This window comes from Marseilla massiliensis, assembly GCF_023336985.1.
In the GTDB taxonomy this organism is placed as follows: domain Bacteria; phylum Bacteroidota; class Bacteroidia; order Bacteroidales; family Bacteroidaceae; genus Prevotella; species Prevotella intestinigallinarum.
Genome location: NZ_JAMBLP010000002.1, coordinates 27,989 through 48,419, shown reverse-complemented (window position 1 = coordinate 48,419; position 20,431 = coordinate 27,989). Strand labels below are relative to the sequence as shown.

At 59.6% G+C, this 20,431-nt stretch carries 13 protein-coding genes; 2 read left to right on the top strand and 11 right to left on the bottom strand.

The window, feature by feature from the left end; translation table 11 throughout:
- Nucleotides 1–1,085 precede the first annotated feature (1,085 nt).
- The 3 genes from secDF to M3089_RS01625 all read right to left on the bottom strand — a co-directional run bounded on the left by secDF (nt 1,086) and on the right by M3089_RS01625 (nt 6,234).
- Nucleotides 1,086–4,097: a protein translocase subunit SecDF gene (gene secDF, locus M3089_RS01635; protein ID WP_249081391.1), complete on the bottom strand. Its 3,012-nt coding sequence runs from the start codon at nt 4,095–4,097 to the stop codon at nt 1,086–1,088.
- Nucleotides 4,098–4,209: 112 nt separating this feature from the next.
- A complete protein-coding gene (locus tag M3089_RS01630; RefSeq protein ID WP_249081390.1) occupies nt 4,210–5,292 on the bottom strand; it encodes an endonuclease/exonuclease/phosphatase family protein in 1,083 nt (360 codons plus the stop codon).
- A gap of 9 nt (nt 5,293–5,301) precedes the next feature.
- A complete protein-coding gene (locus tag M3089_RS01625; RefSeq protein ID WP_249081389.1) occupies nt 5,302–6,234 on the bottom strand; it encodes a rhomboid family intramembrane serine protease in 933 nt (310 codons plus the stop codon).
- Between the two features lie 228 nt (nt 6,235–6,462).
- Between M3089_RS01625 and M3089_RS01620 the strand changes: the two genes are divergently transcribed.
- Complete coding sequence (locus M3089_RS01620) at nt 6,463–6,735, top strand: HU family DNA-binding protein (protein ID WP_205111581.1); 273 nt, start codon at nt 6,463–6,465, stop codon at nt 6,733–6,735.
- An 86-nt stretch (nt 6,736–6,821) separates the two neighbouring features.
- On the opposite strand, the gene M3089_RS01615 is transcribed toward M3089_RS01620, so the two are convergent.
- From M3089_RS01615 to M3089_RS01585, 7 genes are all read right to left on the bottom strand, one after another.
- Nucleotides 6,822–7,613: a gluconate 5-dehydrogenase gene (locus tag M3089_RS01615; protein ID WP_394802236.1), complete on the bottom strand. Its 792-nt coding sequence runs from the start codon at nt 7,611–7,613 to the stop codon at nt 6,822–6,824.
- A gap of 49 nt (nt 7,614–7,662) precedes the next feature.
- Complete coding sequence (kduI, locus tag M3089_RS01610; RefSeq protein WP_205111584.1) at nt 7,663–8,508, bottom strand: 5-dehydro-4-deoxy-D-glucuronate isomerase; 846 nt, start codon at nt 8,506–8,508, stop codon at nt 7,663–7,665.
- 418 nt (nt 8,509–8,926) lie between these two features.
- Entirely contained in the window at nt 8,927–11,731 is a 2,805-nt protein-coding gene (locus tag M3089_RS01605; protein ID WP_249081388.1) for a glycoside hydrolase family 2 protein, read from the bottom strand.
- Nucleotides 11,728–14,268: a glycosyl hydrolase 115 family protein gene (locus M3089_RS01600; protein ID WP_249081387.1), complete on the bottom strand. Its 2,541-nt coding sequence runs from the start codon at nt 14,266–14,268 to the stop codon at nt 11,728–11,730. The genes M3089_RS01605 and M3089_RS01600 overlap by 4 nt, the downstream gene beginning before the upstream one ends.
- Before the next feature lie 1,055 nt (nt 14,269–15,323).
- A complete protein-coding gene (rnc, locus tag M3089_RS01595) occupies nt 15,324–16,388 on the bottom strand; it encodes a ribonuclease III (RefSeq protein ID WP_394802231.1) in 1,065 nt (354 codons plus the stop codon).
- Entirely contained in the window at nt 16,375–17,640 is a 1,266-nt protein-coding gene (gene fabF / locus M3089_RS01590; RefSeq protein ID WP_205111590.1) for a beta-ketoacyl-ACP synthase II, read from the bottom strand. Before fabF ends, rnc begins: the two co-directional genes overlap by 14 nt.
- A 115-nt stretch (nt 17,641–17,755) precedes the next feature.
- Nucleotides 17,756–17,992, bottom strand: coding sequence for an acyl carrier protein (locus M3089_RS01585; protein WP_004383083.1), 237 nt, complete (start codon nt 17,990–17,992; stop codon nt 17,756–17,758).
- Between the two features lie 335 nt (nt 17,993–18,327).
- Here M3089_RS01585 and M3089_RS01580 point away from each other — a divergent pair, with 335 nt between their 5' ends.
- A complete protein-coding gene (locus M3089_RS01580) occupies nt 18,328–19,122 on the top strand; it encodes a 4Fe-4S binding protein (RefSeq protein WP_205111591.1) in 795 nt (264 codons plus the stop codon).
- Between the two features lie 38 nt (nt 19,123–19,160).
- Here M3089_RS01580 and M3089_RS01575 read toward each other — a convergent pair whose 3' ends face one another.
- Complete coding sequence (locus M3089_RS01575; RefSeq protein WP_249081386.1) at nt 19,161–20,261, bottom strand: TlpA disulfide reductase family protein; 1,101 nt, start codon at nt 20,259–20,261, stop codon at nt 19,161–19,163.
- Nucleotides 20,262–20,431 lie beyond the last annotated feature (170 nt).

Sequence of the window (20,431 nt, the reverse complement as noted above, 5' to 3'; positions counted from 1 at the left end):
GGTTTTGCCTGTTGGTCGTTTCGACTGCAAATATAGTTAATTTATCAATAGCTTCCAAGTTTCCGGCCGATTATTTAACTATTGTTTTAGTTGAAAACCGCGTTCGCGGCATTTTGCGTACCCATCCATCAGCCGCCCGCCCCGGCCGTTGGGCAGAGCCGCTGAGCCACAGGCAGTTGCAGGCTTGGTGGCAGCAGGCTTGCGGCGGAGGCCGTTTTGCACTGCCAAACGGCCTGTATTGCAGTGTGAAACAGCCCGTATTGCACGGCCGTTTGGCCCGTTTGGGGTTTGGGGTCGCTCAGTCCGGTCTGCACGGCAGTTGGCCGCCGATGCCCTGCCGTCGGTTTGCCGCTCGGCAATCCCCCGGCAGGGCATCAGTCTGCGTGGTGTCGGGCGTGATGGCAGCCACAAGCCGTGGGACGGCCTTCGGTGATGTCAGCCGTGTAAAGATGCTGTGCAATGTGGATGTCTGCATGTTGCCGGGTAGTCACGGGTGGTCAGCGTGAGTTGAGTTTCCTTGCGGTGGCCCGGGGGTGGCGGCCGGCGGCTTTCACAGTTGATGTCCACCAGCACCACATGTCTCATCGTAACTCCCTCTAACTCCTCTAATTCATTCTAACTTCGCGCATCAGCCCGACTGCCCGCATTTATCTTTGCAAAATGGAGTAAGTAGGTGTTCAAAACTAATTGCTATCAAATTGTGCGCTCTTTCGGGCCGCATGCCAAAGTCCGCGAGAGATAGTGGCGGGCTGCGCTACCGATGAGGCATTGGTATGCGGCCCGAAAGAGCGCACAAGATGGTGGCAAATATATAGAGTACACCTGCAAAGTCAATTGTATCGGTTGATTTTGAACAGCTGCTTGTTAGCGCCCCGGGCATTTCATCACGTTGCCTTGAGTGCCTGTGCCGCCCGGACTTGGCGTCGACGGCTGCCCCTCCGGCAAACTGGGCAGGCCTCAGGGCGGCGGCATCACTGGGTCTCTAAGCCGTGCCATGGCCGGTATGGCATAAAAAAACGACCGCCCTATTCACATAGAGCGGCCGCCACAGTTATATATAAATCGTATTAGTTATTCGCAATTTTTTATGCCTTGGCAATCTCTTTGTCGGCATTGCGCCTGCCCTTGCCCATGGTGAAGTAGGCCACGGGGGCTGCAATGAATATCGACGAGAACGTACCGAACACGATGCCGAGTATCATTGCCAGCGAGAAGCTGCGTATGCTCTCACCTCCGAAGAAGATGATGACGAGCAGCACGAGCAGCGTTGACGAGCCGGTGTTGATGGTACGGGCCAGCGTCTGGTTCAGCGAGTCGTTGAACAAGTCCCACAGGTTGCGCTTGGAGTAGAGGTGCATGTTCTCGCGTATGCGGTCGAACACCACCACCTTGTCGTTGATTGAGTAACCGATGACGGTCAGGATGGCTCCGATGAACGTCTGGTCTATCTCGAGCGACATGGGCACCATTCCCCAGAGCAGAGAGTAGACGCCGAGCACGAAGAGCGTGTCGAAGGCCAGGGCCACCGTAGAGCCCAGCGAGAACGCCACGTTGCGGAAGCGCAACAGTATGTAGAGGAAGATGGCTATGATGGCTATCACCACGCTGACTATTGCACCGTAGGTGATGTCCTTGGCTATGGCCGGCCCCACCTTTGAGCTGCTTATGATAGAGCCTCCCTCGCGTATGTCGGGGTTCTTGAAGGCTTCGACGCTCTTCTGGGTGACGAGCCCGTCGGCCGACAGCTCCTTGTAGAGTATGTTCTCTATCTCGCTGTCCACGTTGGGGTCGTTAGACTCTATCTTGTAGTTGGTGGAGATGCGGATGGTGTGGCCGTCGGTGCCGAGGGCTATGGCGCTGAACGTAGACTCGCCGAAGGCGCCCTGCAGAACCTCGCGCACCTGTTCGGGCGACACGGGCTTCTCAAACTGCAGCACATAGTTGCGTCCGCCGGTGAAGTCGATGCTCCGGCTGAAGCCGCGCACCACGAAGCTGCCTATGAACACGAGCGCTACGATGCCCCAGATGGCGAACGAGCTCTTGTACTTGCCCATGAAGTTGATCTTGGTGTCCTTCATCATGTTGCGCGAAATGGCAGTGGTGAACGTGAGGTTGAGCCACTTGTCGCGCTTGAGCTGATGGTCGTAGACGATGCGGGTCATGTAGACTGCCGTGAAGAACGAGCAGCACAAGCCGATAATCATTGTGGTGGCAAAGCCTCGGATGGGGCCTGTGCCGAACACGAACAGTATGACACCGGTGATGATTGACGTGAGGTTGGAGTCGAAGATTGCCGAGAAGGCGTTGGTGTAACCACGGTTGATGGCTTCCTTCACGCCTATGCCTGTCTCAAGCTCCTCCTTGGCGCGCTCGTAGATGAGCACGTTGGCGTCGACGGCCATACCCAGCGAGAGCAGCAATCCGGCAATGCCCGGCATGGTGAGCACCGACTGGAACGAGGTCATGATGCCCAGCGTGAAGAACAGGTTGAACAGCAGGGCCAGGTTGGCCAGCATGCCCGGTATGACGTTATAGAGGATGATGAGGTAGATCATGAGCAGCACGAAGGCTATGATGAACGACACGAAGCCTTGCTGTATCGACTCCATGCCGAGCGACGGGCCCACCACCTCTTCCTGCACGATGCGGGTCGGGGCGGGCATCTTGCCTGAGTTGAGCGTGTTGGCAAGGTCTTTCGTCTCCTCGATTGTGAAGTTTCCGGTTATCTCTGAGTTGCCGCCGGATATCTCGCCGTTTACCCTCGGTGCGCTGTATACGCTGTTGTCGAGCACTATGGCAATGGCGCGGTTGATGTTGGCCTTGGTGAGCTGTGCCCAGCGGCGTGCGCCGTCGCTGTTCATCTGCATGGTCACGCAGGGCTGTCCCATCTGGGTGAAGCCGTCGCGGGCGGTAGTGATCACGTTGCCCTCGAGCGGTGCGCGCCCTGACGGCTCGGTCACCTTGATGGCGTGGAGCTCATAGATGGTGCCGGTCTTGTCGAAGTCGACGGGCTTGGCGCTCCATACCAGCTTCAGGTCGGAGGGCAGCACCTGGCGTGCAATGTCAGAGTAGATTATCTTGTTGACGTCGGCCGTGTCGCGCGCAACGGCATATCCCACCACGCTGAGGGCGTTGCCCTGCATAGGCTGGAACACCGAGAAGAGCGGGTTTTGCCTGCGTATCTGCTCGGCCTGGGCGTCGGCGTCCTTGCTGCCGGCCTTCTTGGCAGTGCCCTTGGCGGCCAGCGCTGCTGCGAGCGAGCCCTTGTCCGCCCCGGCCTTGGCTGCCGTTGTGTCGGCCTTTGCCGTGTCGGCGGGTGCTGCAGTGGCCGATGTGCTGTCGAGAGCTGCAAAACGCTGGTTGAGCTGTGCCAGCGACGGCACTATCTCCTGGCTGTTGTATGTCTCCCAGAACTCAAGGTTGGCGCTTCCCTGCAAGAGCTTGCGCACGCGCTCCGGCTCCTTGATGCCGGGCATCTCGACCATGATGCGGCCTGTCTGGCCCTCAAGCTTCTGGATGTTGGGCTGAACCACGCCGAACTTGTCGATACGGTTGCGCACCACGTTGAACGAGTTGTCAACGGCCGACTGCACTTCGGCGCGCAGGGCACGCTCCACTTCGGCGTCGGTGCTCTGCGTGCTAACCTTGCCCTTCATCTGCTGCGTGGCGAAGATTTCGGCCAGGCGGTGGCCCGGGGCGTTCTTATGGTAGCTCTTGACAAAGAGTGAGATGAAGTCGTCCTGGCTGGTCTCCTCTTCCTGCTTCGCCTCGTTCATCGACTTGACGAAGGCCGGGTCGGTCTTGTGGTCGGCCAGCACGGATATCACGTCGGGCACCGACACCTCGAGGACAACGTTCATACCGCCTTTCAGGTCGAGACCGAGGCCGATTTCCATCTCGCGGCACTGCTTCAGCGAGTAGATGCCGAGGTACACTTTCTCGTTCATGATTGAGTCGAGATATTCTTGCCCCGCCTCTTCTCCCATGGCAGCGGCCTTGTTCTCATAATGGCGCGTCACAAACGAGAAGGAGAGGTAGAATATGCACACAAGCACAAGCAGAAGTGTGATAAACTTTACAATTCCTTTGTTTTGCATTTCTGTTGTTATGTTATTTTTTAATTATTATTTCCCTGTTATGCCATTTTTAGCTTGCAAATATAGCATTTTTTTTACATTGTTGAAAATTTATCGCCATTTTTCACGCCTTTTATTTCATTTTAAGCCAACAATAAATGGGATAGTGGTCGGAAGCCTTGATTTTGCTATCGACCTTACAGCCAAACGGTTTGAAGTGCGAAGAGCACATTATGTTGTCTATCCTCACGTAGAATCCCTTCTGATTATACGACAAACCAATGCCGCGCCCGGTGGCCACGTAGCAGTCGGTCAGGTCTTTGGCCATCATGCGGCGTGTGTAGGATATGGGCGTGTCGTTGAAGTCGCCGCACAGTATTGTGGGATAGTTGGCGTGGTTCTTTATGTAGGCATACACCGCGTCGGTCTGGCGGGCGCGTATCCTGGCTGCGTCGCCGAGCTTCTTTATCAGTTTCTTCGACTCGGCCCGTGCCGTGTCCTGGGCCATCTCGCCCTTGAGCATGTCTTTGTAGCGCTGGCGTTCGTCGGGGTCGAGGTGGTTGCTCTCGAAGTGGTTGTTGATGACGAGCACCGTGTCGCGCCCTATCCTGAGGTAGTAGGCCACGCTGCCGTTGCCCGTCGATTCGTATTCTATGCGCTCCTTGCGCAATATCGGGAAGCGGGTGTATATGCCCAGGGCGTTGCTGCGCCTTGCCTCGTCGCCCACGTAGGTGGTGTCGGTGTGTGCGTATAGGCTGTCCATCCTGGGCTTCATCTTGCCGCTGCCGTCGACGTCTTCCTGGAAGCACACAATGTCGGCCTTGCTCCGGCTGATGTAGTCGACCATGTCGTCGTAGGGCTTGTCGTGCCCCGGCAGCCCCGAGTAGTTCTTTACGTTGTACGACAGCACCTTGATGGCGCCCTGCGGTGGCTCCGACGCCGGGTTGATGGGCATGTATATTCGTATGGGCACTATGGCGGCGGCATAGGCCGCTATGGGTATCACGGCCATCTTCCACTTGAAGACGAGCCAGAAGACGAGGAAAGCCAGGTTGATGGCCAGCAGCACCGGGAACACCAGGCCCGCCGTGGCAATGTAGGGGTGGGTGGCGGGATTGGCGTAGTCGGAGAATCCCACCAGCCACATGATGATGCCGGTGGCTATGTTCGCCCCGGCTATCATGTTGGTTGTGAATGTCTTGAGTTGCTTCAGCATCGTCTGTCGTTAGTCGTTGTTGCTGCTGTCAAACAGTTTCTGCTTCTCTTCCTTGGTAAGGCTGTCGTATCCGCTCTTGCGTATCTTGTCGAGTATGCGGTCTATCTCGTCTTGGTTGGCTTTCTTCTTGGCGTTGTATTCCCAGTCGGTCTCATGCCGGGTGGCGCCGCCCTGGGTGGCGCCGTGGCTGCCTTGGCCGCCCCTGTCGTACTTTTCGCGGTACTGGTCGAACTTGTTCTTCAGGCTTTCGAAGAACTGCGCGCCGTTGCTCCTGCTGTAGTAGGCGCCGGGATGGCGCTGCCAGTAGCGTATCATGAGGAAGCCGAAGAGCATGCCGCCCAGGTGTGCCATGTGGGCCACGCCGTCGCCCGAGGCGGTGACGGCCGATAGCAGCTCGATGGCTGCGTAGAATATGACGAACCACTTGGCCTTGATGGGTAGCGGGAGCGGGAAGATGAATATGCGCTCGTTGGGGAATGTCATTCCGAAGGCGAGCAGTATGGCGTATATGGCGCCCGACGCGCCCACGGTGGTCCAGGCGTTGAGGTACATGGCGTTGTACTTGCCGATCTCGAAGATGTCGGCTATGCTGCCCATGGGGAATTCTCCCTTCATGATGAGGTAGAACTGCACGAACTGGGCTATCTCCTGCATCAGGCCGGCGCCGATGCCGCACGAGATGTAGTAGAACAGGAACTTCTTAGGACCCCACACGCTTTCCATCACGCGGCCGAACATCCACAGGGCAAACATGTTGAAGAGTATGTGGGTGAAGTTGGCGTGGAGGAACATGTAGGTGAGCAGCTGGTAGACGTGGAAGTCGCTGGCCAGGAAGAAGTGAAGGCCGCCAAGGTCGCCCAGGCTCGGGAACACCAGTGTGGCCACGAATGCCAGCACGTTTATTATCAGCAGGTTTTTTGTGATTGTGGGTGTATTAAACATATCTGTGTCGTTGTGTCGTTTCGTTGTTGAATACTTGTTGTCGGGGGGCAAAATTACTAAAAATATCCGTCAAACTATACTGTACAAGGGCGTTTCGGGGCTTTTTTCAACAAAAAACTCACTTTTTTTTATTTTTTGTTTGTTTTCTGAATTGTTTCTCCTATATTTGCGTGAACAAATCGGGCAATCCTCATTTACAACCATATTTATTTAATAAAAATCAAGTTTATGAACAAGACAGAATTAATCGACAAGATCGCTGAAGGCTCAGGCCTGACCAAGACGGACTCCAAGAAGGCGCTTGAGGCAGCGGTATCGGCCATCCAGGCTGCACTCGTTGCAGGCGACAAGGTTTCACTTGTTGGCTTTGGTACATTCAGCGTGAGCGAGCGCCCTGCTCACGAAGGCATCAATCCGGCCACAAAGGAGAAGATACAGATTGCTGCCAAGAAGCTCGTCAAGTTCAAGGCAGGTGCCGAGCTTGCCGATGCCATCAATTGATCGTGCTCCAGAATAACGTCGGGCAGGTACTCGTGAGAGTGCCTGCCCGATGTGTTTTCATGCCCGGGCTTGCTGCCCGCGGCGTGTCATGGCTGCTTGCCGATGTATGCCAGTATGCCTCCGTCAACGTAGAGGATGTGCCCGTTGACGAAGTCTGAGGCGTCGGATGCCAGGAACACTGCCGGGCCCATTAGGTCTTCGGGTGTTCCCCAGCGCGCTGCCGGTGTCTTCGACACTATGAAGCTGTCGAAGGGGTGGCGGCTGCCGTCGGCCTGGCGCTCGCGCAGCGGCGCGGTCTGCGGTGTGGCTATGTAGCCCGGGCCTATGCCGTTGCACTGTATGTTGTGCTCGCCGAACTCAGAGCAGATGTTGCGTGTGAGCATCTTCAGGCCTCCCTTGGCGGCAGCGTAGGCCGAGACGGTCTCGCGGCCCAGCTCGCTCATCATCGAGCAGACGTTGATAATCTTGCCGTGGCCTTTCTTTATCATGCCCGGTATGACGGCCTTCGACACAATGAAGGGCGCGTTGAGGTCGATGTCTACCACCTGGCGGAATTCCTCGACCGACATCTCCGTCATGGGGATGCGCTTGATGATGCCGGCGTTGTTGACCAGTATGTCAATCACGCCCAGCTCCTTCTCGATGTCGGCCACCATGGCCTTCACCTCTTCTTCGTTGGTTACGTCGCAGATGTATCCCTTGGCGTCGATGCCCTTTGCCTTGTAGTCGGCCAGAGCCTTGTCCATGTGCTCCTGGCTGCGGCAGTTGAACGCTATCTTGGCGCCTGCGTTGGCGTATGCCTCGGCTATGGCGAAGCCTATGCCGTAGGCTGCTCCCGTGACGAGGGCCACCTTGCCCTCGAGCGAAAATTTGCTCAGTATCGGTTCCATTGTCTTTTGTTCCTTTCCGTTTCTGTTTGCGTTGTTGTCACTTGAGGTCGGTTATCTTCGAGAAGTCCTGGTCGCCGTAGTCGAGGTTCTCGCCTCCCATTCCCCAGATGAATGTGTAGTTGTGTGTGGCGGCGGCGCTGTGTATGCTCCACTCGGGCGACAGCACGGCCTGGTCGCCCTTCATCCATATGTGGCGTGTCTCGTCCACCTGCCCCATGAAGTGGCATACGGCTTGCTCCTCGGGCACCTCGAAGTAGAAGTAGGCTTCCATGCGGCGGCTGTGCACGTGGGCCGGCATGGTGTTCCATACGCTGCCGGGCGCCAGTTCGGTCATGCCCATCTGCAGCTGGCATGTGGGCAGCACCTGGCTCACGAGCATCTTGTTGATGTCGCGCTCGTTGCTCATTTCGAGCGAGCCCATGTGTGCAACCACGGCGTCGGCCTTGGTTACCTTCTTGCAGGGATACTCCTTGTGGGCGGTGACGCTGTTGAAGTAGAACTTTGCCGGCTTCTGCGGGTCGGTGCTGCAGAACACCACGTCGCGGTCGCCGCGGCCTATGTAGAGTGCTTCCTTGTAGCCCAGGGTGAACGTCTCGCTGCCCACCTTAACGGTGCCTTCGCCCAGCCCGACGTTGAATATGCCCACCTCGCGGCGCGTGGTGAAGTATTCGGCCTTCAGCGGGTCGATGGCCTCGAGTTTCAGCTCTTCGCTGACGGGCATTGCCCCGCCTACTATCATTCGGTCGTACATGGAGTACACCATGTTCACTTCGTCGGCTGCGAACACGCGCTCGATGAGGAAGTCGCGCCTGATGCGCTTGGTGTCATAGCTTTTTGCGTCCTCGGGGTGGGCCGCATAGCGAATCTCATAGTTTGTCTTCATAATCTTAGCTGTTGTTTATGTCTGTTGTCTTTGTTTGTTTCAGCGCTTGTGTGCGTGGCTGTCGGTTGCGCCTGCAGCCGCCAGCATAAGGCAAAGATACTGTTTTTTTGCCGTATGGCAAAATAATGGCCTCACTTTTAGTATATGTTTTCATTTCGCCGTGGCCCCGCCGTGGGCTTGCCGTGGGCTTGCCGCCCATGGTGGCAGGCCGCCGTCCGGCCCGTCGCTCTGTCCGTTGTTTGCAGCCCGGCCTGCCGTTTGCGGCCGCTTTCGGCCCCGTGGTGTCCGTTTGCCGGGCTGCCGCGCCCTTGTGGCGGCCGTCGGGGGCCGTGTATGGTTGAAAAAAGCGCCCGCCCCCTGCCGCGTGTCGTGGCGGGGGCGGGCGCTTTCCGGGCCCTATGCCGCATTGTGGCGGCCGTCACCTGAAGTCGAACCAGAGCTTTATCCTAAGCCCGTCGTCGCCCTTGTTGATGCGTATGCCGCTGGGTTGCGCCTCGGGGCCGAGCTGCTCTATGGGCTTGTATGAGCGCATGCCCGGTATCTCGAGCAGGAACGATATGTCGCCTTCGGGGAAGGGCTGCATCGTGCGCTCGTTGCGGTGCTTGGGCTCTTCGGGCGTGAACAGGCGCAGGTAGAGCCCGTCGGTCTCGCTGTACACCTTGAACGGTGCCGTGTCCGACTGCATCTCGGCCCAGTAGACGTTGGCGTGGTAACCCTTGAACTCGGGGTAGTCGAGCCTGCCGGCGCCCTCGCCGGTCACGGTGTTGTTGTAGTCTTTCTGCCACAGGCCGAACACCGGGCCGCGCAGGCGGTTGCGCCACACGCGGTAGGGGCCTTTGCCCACCCACCGCACTCCCTTGGCTGCCTCTTCGGGGTATGAGAAGCTGAAGCCGAGGTTGCGCACCTTGGGGTCGAAGAACTCGCCACCGAACTTGCCGCCGTCGCGCCGGTTGAGTATCACGGCGTCCATGCCGAGCACCCCTGCGGGCGTCATGCGCCATACTATCGAGTCGGCCGCGCCCTGGTAGCGCATCACCAGCAGCGCGTCGGCGCCTTCCTGGCGGGCCGTGATGCCCTTGAGTTTCATCTTCATGCCCACGGGCAGCGGGCCGTTTGACAGGGGGAACGCCTTTCCGTCGACGGTGACGCTCTTGAGCATGCCATCGTCGGGGTTGAACTCGGCTCGCACCCCGCCCCCCTCAAGGGTTGTGCCGTCCGCCGTGGCAGCCCGTCCGGCCACTGCCGCAGGCTTGGCCAAGGCATAGTATTCGTCGGCGTAGCGCATGGGGTAGGCCCAGGTGTTGATTGTGTCGCCAGCCGCCGTGGTGGCCACCAGCGTGAGCACGTCGCCCTCGGCAAAGCCTTCGGGCAGTGTGATGGCGGCCGTGCCTGTCTCGCCCGGCGCGATGTCGGGCAGCGCCACGGTGCCCTCGGCCACGGTGCGCCTCCTGTCGGATGCAGGCGAGGGCAGCGTGGTCACGCTGTAGCTCATGCTGCACTCGGTGAGTCGGCTGAACAGGAATCGGTTGGCCACCTTGAAGCGCCCGTCCCATTGCGGCCTGACGGTCATGGGAGCAATCTGTATGGGCGACCATACGTCGCGTATGGTATACCAGCTGCCCTCCTTCTCGCGGTGCGGGCCCACTATGCCGTCGGGTGCGTTGGGGCCGTCGGTGTCGATGCTGTCGCCCCTGTCGGTGCGCATCACGCCCTCGTCGGCCCATGCCCAGATGAAGCCTCCGGCGAAGAGCGGGTTGCGCGACCACTGCGCCCAGTACTCGTCGAGCGACGCCCCGCCACCCTTGTCATACTGGCTGTGCAGGAACTCGGTGGGCATGAACACCTCGGTGCCGTTGTGCAGCCGCCCGGCGCCAGTCTGGTAGGCCGGGTAGTGGTGGCAGTCGACGCCGTTCCACAGTGCCCACGGGTGCACCACGTGGCGCCGTTGCGGGTCGAGCTCGGCGAATAGCGGGTCGAGCTTAAGGTTGTTGCCGCCCTCGTTGCCGTTGCCCCAGACGAAGATGCAGGGGTGGTTGGCCTCGGCGGCCATCATCTCGCCCAGTATCTGCGTGCCGGTGGCGGTGCTGTAATGGTTCTGCCAGCCCGGCAGCTCGTTGAAGTATAGCACCCCGAGCGAGTCGCAGATGTCGAGGAAGGGGCTTCCGGGCGGGTAGTGCGAGCGAATGGCGTTGGCGTTCATGCCCTTGATGAGGCGCACGTCGGCTATGTCGCGCCTCTTGTCGGGCGTGCGCCCCGTCTCCGGGTAGAAGCAGTGGCGGTTCACTCCCTTGATGTTCAGCTTTGTGCCGTTGAGGTAGAAGCCGTCGCGCGGTCGGAACTCAATGGTTCGGAAGCCCACGCGCTCGCTTGTGCGGTGGGCCACCGAGCCGTCGGGCGCCACGAGGCTGAGCGTGAGCACATACATGTTGGGGTGCTCGGGGTCCCATGGCTTCACGCCATCGAAGCGCAAGGCCACGCGCTGGCGTTTCCCGGAAGACAGCGAGACTGATTTTTGCGGTGATTGTTGGGCGGTTTGGCTTTGCAGGGGGCTTATCGAGGCGGCCAGCTTGTAGCCGTCGGCGAGGCCCTCTGTGGTGAGGTCGAGCGTGAGCGTCCCGTCTGCTTTTGCGTCAATGCCGGTGTGGGCAATGTGCGTCTTGGGCAGCGCGCGCAGGTAGACCGGGCGGTAGATGCCGCCGAAGAGCCACCAGTCGGCGCGCCGTTCGGCGTTGTTTACCGAGCTGTCGTCCGACTGCTTCTTCACCGTCACCTCGAGCGTGTTCTTGCCTCCGTAGTCTATCAGCCGGCTTATGTCGTAGGCGAAGCGCGTGAAGGCCCCGCGGTGGGTGGGCCCGGCTGTCTTGCCGTTGACGCTCACCGTGGCGTCGGTCATCACGCCGTCGAACACTATCTCTACCTTCTTGCCCTGCCATGCGGCCGGCACGCGGAACTCGTGGCGGTAGCGCCCTGTCTCGGTGCTGGGCTTGCCGCCCGGTTTCTTGTACCACCTGCCGTAGGTGTATTCGCCGAATCCCTGCTGCTCCCAGCACGAGGGCACGGCTATCTTGCGCCACTTGCCGCTGTTCTGGCCTGCCGAGCAGAAGAACTTCCACTCGACGGTGGCCGACGCGTCGCGGCCAGAAAGATACTGTACCTCAGTGTTTTGGGCTGCTGCCATGACGCAGCAGCCCAATAGTGAAAGCGTTATGATGTAGTGTTTCATTTCTCGCCGGTTGTAGGGAACAGGTAGAACTTTCGGTCGGCGTCGTAGTCAACCATCCACTGGTCTACCACGATGTGGTTGTCCAAGGCCTTTATCTCGAGCTTGTGCTGGCCTGCCGCCAGTCCGGGCAGCTTCAGCGTGCGCACGGCCTGGCCCCTGAGCACGTTTTGCTTCCAGCCTTCCGAGCGGAACTTCTCCTTCAGCGTGTAGACGGTGGGCTCGGCCCCGTCGACGCTTACGCTGAACCTTATGTCGCCTTTGTCGTTGGGTTGTGTCGGTATGAGGGCTGTGCGGAGCACGGCGTCGCCGTCTTTAGCCGTGGTGAACGTGTATGTCAGCGTGCCGCCCTTGGGCAGTGCCACGGCGTTCATGCTGTGGCCCAGCATCTCGACGGGCTGCGCCCCTTCGGTGGCCTGCTGGTAGTCGCAGGCGTTGCGGGTGACGGTGCCGTCGGCTTCCACCGGGTGGGCCTTGCCGACGGGGGCTTTCGCCAGCCACTCGTCAACCTCTTCGTCGGTCAGCATGGTGGGCAGCAGTGGCGCTCCATGGACAGGCAGGTCGCGCGGCCGCATGTTCATGGAGCGGTTCCACTTGCCACCAGACATTCTCTCATTGTAGTATTCCGTCAGTTTCCTTATTTCTTCGTATGCTTTCTGGCTCTTGGCCACGGCCGTGTAGAGCGCGGGGTTGCTGTCGAACATGCCTTTCGTGGTGCTGCCGTTGGCCATCTGGCGTGCGCGCTGGGCCTCGAGCATCTTGCGGGCGTGGGCCTCGGCTGCCAGCACCGGGTACTTTATGGCTGCGAAATAGGCGTCCTTGAGCTCGGGCCGCACCAGGGCCTCGGCCTCGCCCACCGTCTTGGCCACACCGGCGTAGCGCTCCAGGTACCTGTCGAGCTCGCCTCCGAAGGCCGTCGTGCTGAACTGTGTGTTGCGCACGGGGCTCAGTCCGCGGTCGAAGGTGGCCTTCGACAGCTCTGTCTGGCTCCACCCCATGAACTCGGGCCGCCGCTCTCCGCACAGGCGGTAGAACTCGTGCATGGCGGGATAGAGCTTGTTGCCGGCCTCGTTGCCGAACTGCCGGCACAGCCATGCGCGGTAGTGGTCGGCTATGGTCGATGCGCTGACGCTGTTGATGTCCCAAGCCATGTCGAGGAACAGCTCGAGGTCGTAGCCGGCCACCTTCGGGTCGTGCACGTTGACTATCCATATCTTGCGCACGTTGTGGTCGTAGGCGGCGCGCATCTCGTTGTATATCAGCCCCGGCTGGGTGGTGGTGAGCCACAGGTAGTCGTGGGGGCGGCCCCAGTAGCTAAGGTGGTAGTATACGCCGCCGCCTCCGCTGCGCCGCTGCTCGGCCTCGTCAGACAGGCGTGTCATGTATCCGTAGTTGTCGTCGCACCACATCAGCGTGACATAGTCGGGCACCTTGAGCCCACGCTCGTATATCTCGAGCACCTCTTTGTAGGGCACGAACACCTGCGTCTGCTTCTCGGGGTCGCCTATGTACTTGCCGAGCAGCTCCTGCTGGTCGTCTATCACCTGCTGCAGGGCGTTGAACTTCTCGTCCATGGTCTTCACGCCCTCCATCGAGCCGTCGTGTATGCCGCGCATGCCGATGGTGAACATGTTGCCGCCGGCCGAGCCCTTCACTTCCTTGAGCCGCTCTATCCAGTACTGCTGCACGGCGTCTTTGTTGGTGATGTAGTTGAAGCGGCCGCGCTCCTTGGTGTCCCACTCGTCGACGTTGTTCCTCAGCAGCGGTTCGCAGTGGCTCGTGCCAATGGCTATGCCGCAGCTGTCGGCCATGGCCTTTGCCCCTTTTATCTTGAAGAACGCCACGGTGCCGGTGTGCATGCCGGGCCAGATGGCGTTGGCGCGCAGGCGCAGCAGCAGCTGGAACACCTTCTTGTATGTCTTCGGCCCTATCTCGCCAAACTTGCCCGGCTCGTAGTTGCCGTAGCTCCACGGGCGCAGCGACCAGTCTTCGTCGTTGAGGAATATGCCGCGGTACTCTACCGAGGCTCCCTGCAGCGTCTCAAACTCGCTGTCGATGGTGAGCCGCTGCCTGCGCTCGGGCACCACGTCGCCCCACCACACCCACGGGCTTACGCCCGCCATGCGCGACATCTCCAGCAGCCCGTAGGCCGTGCCTCGGCCGTTGGTGCCCACGATGGTCACCTGGCTGCCTTCCACCGAGATGTGGAACCCGTCGGTCTTGCCCTCAAGCTCGTCGACGGGCACGCCGCTCTTTTCCAGCTTCTTGCGCACAGCCGACGTGGCCTTGTTGAGCTCCACCAGCCGTATGGCGGCACTGCTTTCGGGGGCGGCCACGGCCTTGCGCCCTGTCACGGCCTCCATGTCGGATGCAAACATCTGCAGGGCTATGTCGACCACGGGGTCGGTATTTTTCTGCACGCTGTAAGTCACGGCCTTTGTGCCGTCGTACCACTCAACTTCGGCGGCCGTCGCGGTCGTCATTGAGGCCACCGTCAGCACTGTAAGTGCCGTCCTTCCAATAGTCTTCAGTTTGGTCATTTGTAGAATATCAGTTATTGGTTTTATATTGATGTGCCGCCACCGTCTGTGGCGGTGGGCCGTTTTCAGGCTTTGTCCTGTCCGGCCCTTAAGCAGTTTGTTTCAGTTGCAATGGCCCGGCCTTTGGCCGAGGCCGTGGCTTGCCAGTCTGTCTTGGTTGGCTTTCTTTCCGTGTCGATGGCGGCCGGGCGGTGGCGAGCCGTGTCGCCCTGTGCCTGTTGCCGCCTTGCCTTCCGCAAGTGCATTGCAAACGGGCGCGATGCAACATCGGTCGCACATTGCCGAGTGCCGCCTTGTCTTCTGCAAAGATACGACAATCATGCCTGCCATGCAATATCCCGGGGTGTAAAAATCTATGCAAACGGTTGCATTCGGCGGTGCCGCCGCGGGTGTTCCGTGGCTGCCGGCTGTCCGGTGGCGCTTGCTTGCATATCTGCCTGTGGTGCAGGCCTTTGCCGGGGGTGGCGCCGTCGGCCTGCGAAAAGGGCCGTTTGGGGTGGCCGTACGGCCCGTTTTGCGGCCTGACGGGGGCCGTTTTGCAGGGCGCGGCCGTAGGGCCGGGCCACCCGATAAACATAGGGTGCTTAAGCGTACAGGGAGTCAGGGAGTTAAGACAATAGTCTTTGTGTATTCTTGGGAATTCAGGAGTGCAGGAGTGCAGGAGTACAGACAATAGTTTAGTATATATTTTGGTGTTAAGGAGTTAGGAGGTTAAGGAGTTTAGGCTATAGTTTTGGGAGCACGGAAACCCTGGGGGCATGGGGAGCGTATTGCAGGAAGAGACAGTCAATGCTATTGTCCTCTAACTCCTTGTAGCTCCTTCTGCCTTCCTCTAACTCCATTATACACAAAGACTATTGTCTGCACTCCTGCACTCCTGTACTCCTGCACTCCTAAAAAAGCCTCTGGATTTGTCTGCTGAGCCGTAGGGCCGGGGCTGCATGGCGGGCAGGCCCGGGCATGGAAAAAGCCGGGGGATGCAGCCCGGCCCGGCCCTACCGCCCGTTGCGGTTGCCTGCCTGCTGCATCCCCCGGCTTGCTCTTTCCCAGCGGGGCTATTGTTGTGCCGGCTTGCTGCCTTCGCCTTCGGCAAAGGCGGCCGCTTCGGCCATTGCTATTATCTCTTCGCGCGACATCTCCTTGGGCGTGGCCGTGATGTCCGACAGGTCAAACTCGTCGTGGTCGTCGGCTGCCTCGGCCTGCTTGGGGGCCTCGGCCGGTTTCTCGGCCTGCGGCTTGCGCCTCTTGGGCTGCGCGGCGGCGGCCTCACCCTTGGCTATGATGAAGTCGGCCTTGTCGTCGGTGGCGGGCACGGTGGCCACGGGCTCCTCTTCCATCTTGGTGCGCTCGGCCTTGGCGGCGAACACGGCGTCGATGAATTGCGGCTCGCGTCGGAGTTTCTGCAGTGCCTCCTTCGACGCCAGCTGCTGGCTTTCTTTCTTTGAGTATCCCTTGCCTGTGCCGGCTTCCTTGCCCTCGATGACGGCCTTGTATACAAACACCGGGCTGCTGTTGTCTTCTTTCGACTGGCTCACGAGCGCGAACTCGAGGTTGACGCGGTTTTTCTGGCTCCACTCTATCAGCTTGCTCTTGAAGTTGACCTCTTTGTAGGCCACCTTGTCGATGTTGATTATCTGCGACAGTATGCGGTTCTGCATGAATCGCATGCAGGCGTCGTAACCCCTGTCGAGGTAGATTGCGCCCACCAGTGCCTCGAAGGCGTTGCCACCCATGTAGCTGTTGTGCGCGTTCGAGTGGGTCGACGAGAGAATGAGCTGGTTGATGCCCATCTCCTGGGCCAGCCTGTTGAGCGTGTCGCGCTGCACGAGCTTGCTTCGAGTGTTGGTCAGGAAGCCCTCGCGCTTGCCCTCGAAGTGGCGGTATACTATGTCGCCCACCACGGCGTCGAGTATGGCGTCGCCCAGGAACTCCAGCCTCTCGTTGTTCAGCGGGCGCCCCTTGGCGTTGCGCCGTGCCACGCTCTTGTGCATCAGCGCCAGCTTGTAGTGCTCAATGTTGCGCGGGTAGAAGCCCATGATGGCCCTGAGCGAAGAATAAAGCTCCTTGTCCTTGCGGAAAGGGAGCTTTATCCTGTCTATCAAGTCACTATTCAGCAGCATATTTCTTGAATATGACGCAAGCGTTGTGGCCGCCGAATCCGAACGTGTTGCTCATGGCGGCGCGCACCTCGCGCTTCTGTGCCTTGTTGAAAGTGAAGTTGAGGTTGTAGTCTATCTCGGGGTCGTTGTCGCCTTCCTCGTGGTTGATGGTGGGCGGTACGATGTCGTTCTGCACAGCCAGCACGCTTGCCATGGCCTCCACGGCGCCGGCGGCTCCGAGCAGGTGGCCCGTCATCGACTTCGTAGAGCTGATGTTGAGCTTGTAGGCAGCGTCGCCGAACACCTGCTTGATGGCCTTGGCCTCCGACACGTCGCCCACGGGCGTCGATGTGCCGTGTACGTTGATGTAGTCAATGTCTTCAGGCTTCAGGCCGGCGTCCTGCAGGGCGCGCTCCATCACGAGCTTGGCTCCGAGACCCTCGGGGTGGGATGCCGTGATGTGGTATGCGTCGGCGCTTTCGCCCTCGCCCACCATCTCGGCGTATATCTTGGCTCCGCGGGCCTTGGCGTGCTCCAGCTCCTCGAGTATGAGGCAGCCTGCGCCCTCGCCCATGATGAATCCGTCGCGGCTGGCGCTGAACGGGCGCGAGGCGTGCTCAGGGTCGTCGTTGCGCGTCGACAGGGCGTGCATGGCGTTGAACCCGCCCACGCCGCAGGCGCAGATGGCGGCCTCGGCGCCTCCGGCCAGTATCACGTCGGCCTTGCCCAGGCGCAGCTGGTTGAAGGCGTCGGCCAGGGCGTTGGTCGACGACGCGCAGGCCGATGTGGTGGCATAGTTGGGGCCGTGGAACCCGAAGTGTATCGAGATTTGGCCGGCGGCTATGTCGGCTATCATCTTCGGGATGAAGAAGGGGTTGAACTTGGGCCCGTCTTCCTTGTGGGCGCCGTAGTAGCCAACTTCGTCCTCAAAGGTCTTGATGCCTCCGATGCCAACGCCGAATATCACGCCGACGCGGTCTTTGTCTGTCGCATCCAGGTCCATGCCGCTGTCGTTGACTGCCTGGATGGCCGAGATGAAGGCCAGCTGGGTGTAGCGGTCCATCTTGCGGGCTTCCTTGCGGTCTATGTAGTCGTTCACGTTGAGCCCCTTCACCTCGCAGGCAAAGTGGGTCTTGAACTTGGAAGCGTCAAATAATGTAATAGGGGCGGCTCCGCTCACTCCGTTGACCATGTTGTTCCAGGTCTCTTCGGGAGTGTTGCCAACCGGTGTCACGGCTCCGAGCCCTGTTACAACAACTCTTTTTAGTTCCATGCTATGAATTGAAAAAAGAGAATTCGGAAATGAGAATCATGCGCATGCCGGGGCAAACAGCCACCAGGCAATGGCCATAACTCTCATTTCCCAATTCCCGGACGGTGAGAAAAATTTATTTTGCGTTCTCTTCGATATAGGCTATTGCGTCGCCAACAGTGGCAATCTTCTCAGCCTTATCGTCGGGAATGGAAATGCCGAACTCCTTCTCAAATTCCATGATGAGCTCAACAGTGTCCAGAGAGTCGGCGCCCAGGTCGTTTGTGAAACTTGCTTCGGGCTTTACCTCTGCCTCGTCTACACCAAGTTTGTCTACGATGATTGCCTTAACTTTTGATTCAATTTCTGACATGATTGTAAATTTTAAAATGTTAATAATGACTTCTATTCTCAAAAAATTCGGGTGCAAAGTAACTAATTTTTATCCACTTACGCAAATAATTTGGGTAAAAAGCATCTGTTTTTGCACAAAGATATGGTGATTGTGCAACTTTGGCGAGCTTTTTTGATGCTTTTTTCTGTCTGTTGGCCGGTTATTGGCCATAATTCATTATCTTTGCATTGCCCAAGCCGCACGATGCCTGTTGTGTGGCTGCATCGTTTTGTACATATTTTATATAGGGGCGCGGGGCATCGCGAGGCCTATGTGGCCGGCGGCGCCCCGGCCGCACAACGATAGTCTGAAGTATGAATATAGAGAACGTACATCTTGTTTATTTCAGTGCGACCTACACCACCCGCAAGGTGGTCAGGGCGGTGGCCGCTCGGCTGCCGGGCACGGTTGTTGAGCACGACATCACGGCCCTCGAGCCGCCCGACGACGTGGCGCTCTCCGACCGCGGCGACCTCATGGTGGTGGGGGTGCCGGTCTATGCCGGGCGGGTGCCTGTCATGGCGGCCGACGCGCTGTTGCGCTTCCGCGGCAGGGGCACCCCGGCCATTGCGGTGTGTGTCTATGGCAACCGTGCTTACGACGACGCGCTGGTGGAGCTGTGCGACCTGCTCGGCGACGGCGGCTTCGGCGTGGTGGCGGCGGGGGCCTTTGTGGCCCGGCACTCCATATTCACGTCGATAGCGGCCGGACGCCCCGACGAGGCCGACATGGCCGCCATAGGTCGCTTTGGCGACGCCTGCGCCTCGCTGCTGGCCTCGCTGCCGTCGGTATACGGGCTGGTGCCGCCGGCCGTCCCGGGCAACAGGCCCTACAAGACGCCCGGGGCCATACCCATCTACCCGTCGGGCAGCCGCAAGAAGTGCACCCATTGCGAGCTTTGCGTGCGCCTGTGCCCTGTCCATGCCATCTCGCCATTGCGGCCCACGCGCACCGACGGCAACATCTGCATGTCGTGCGGAAGGTGCGTCGAGGTGTGCTCCCAGCACACGCGGTGCTTCTCGGGCATGATGTACAAGATGGCGCAGCGCAAGATAACCAAGCTGTGCCGCGAACGCAAGGAGCCCGAGTGGTACCTCGCCGGCCGCTGACAGCCCCGCTCCGGGGCTGCCGCCTGCCGGCGGCGCTGTCAGAACCCGTAGATTTCCTTCAGCTTCTGGCCGAGCCTCTGGCCTCGCAAGTCTACGTCGACAATGCGCCCGGAGCCGTCGACGAGTATGCTCGACGGTATCGACCGTATGCCGTAGGTAGACGAGCCGGCCGAGTTCCAGCCCTTCAGGTCGCTCAGCTGGGGCCACTCCATGCCCATGCTCTTGATGGCGTCCTGCCATGCCGAGGCGTCCTTGTCAAAGGATATGCCCACTATCTCGAAGCCTTTCGGGTGGTATTTCTTGTAGTTGGCCACCACGTTGGGCATCTCCATGCGGCACGGCCCGCACCAGCTGGCCCAGAAGTCTATCAGCACATAGCCGCCCCGGCCGCACCACTCGCTGAGCTTGCGCGCCTTGCCCGATGTGTCGGCCATCTCTATGTCGGTGACCATGGTGCCCGGCTTGCGCTTGGCTATGCTGGCCTCCATGTCGGCGAGCGCCGTCTTGGCGTTGTTGAGCAGCGGGTGGCTGTAGTATGGCGCTGCCGGGTCGAGCATGCCTTTCAGCGTCTGGTAGTCGGTGGCGCGGTAAATGTTGTCTATGAACACGGCCGCTATCAGGTTGTCGCGGTTGCTGTCTATTATCTCCATGTAGAGCGCCATCATCGAGTCCCTGAGCGCGTCCATCTGCGCCGACAGCCTGCTCTTCTCGGCCTGGTCGGCGGGCGTGGTGCCCTGCATTATCTTCTCAAACTCGTTGTATATTTCCATGCCGCGGTCGTCGAGGGCCTTTATGCGGCGGTATTCGCCGAACAGGCGCTCGTTGAGTGGCGACGCCTTGGCCTCGAGCGTGCGCATGTCTAAGTCGGCGGGCGTGCCGTCGTTGAACAGCGTCCATCCCTCCTGCCTGTCGGCCACGGTAAGCGCGGCGTTCAGCTGCCTCCTGCCGCTCAGCTCAAACCGCCCGCCTCTCACGGCCGCGCTGTCGGCGGCGTCCTTTTCTCCGGCCACATACAGGTATATGGTATGCGCGCCTTTCGGGGCGGTGCCTGTTATTTTGAATGTTGTGTCTTGTGCTTGCGCCGTGGCCGATGCGGCCAGGGTCGCGGCCGCGAGGGCCATCCTTTGTATTGCTTTCATCTGTCTCGTGTTTTGTTTGTTATGCCGTCGGTGCCGCTTTCTGGCGCCGGGCGTGCCCGGCAGCCGTTTGCCGGTTGCGGCTTGTGTCGCACAAAGATAGTCGAAAAAATCGTCATCGGCCAATGCCGCGCCGTTTTTCTTCGGTTAAAAGTGCCCAGGGGCCCTTTTGG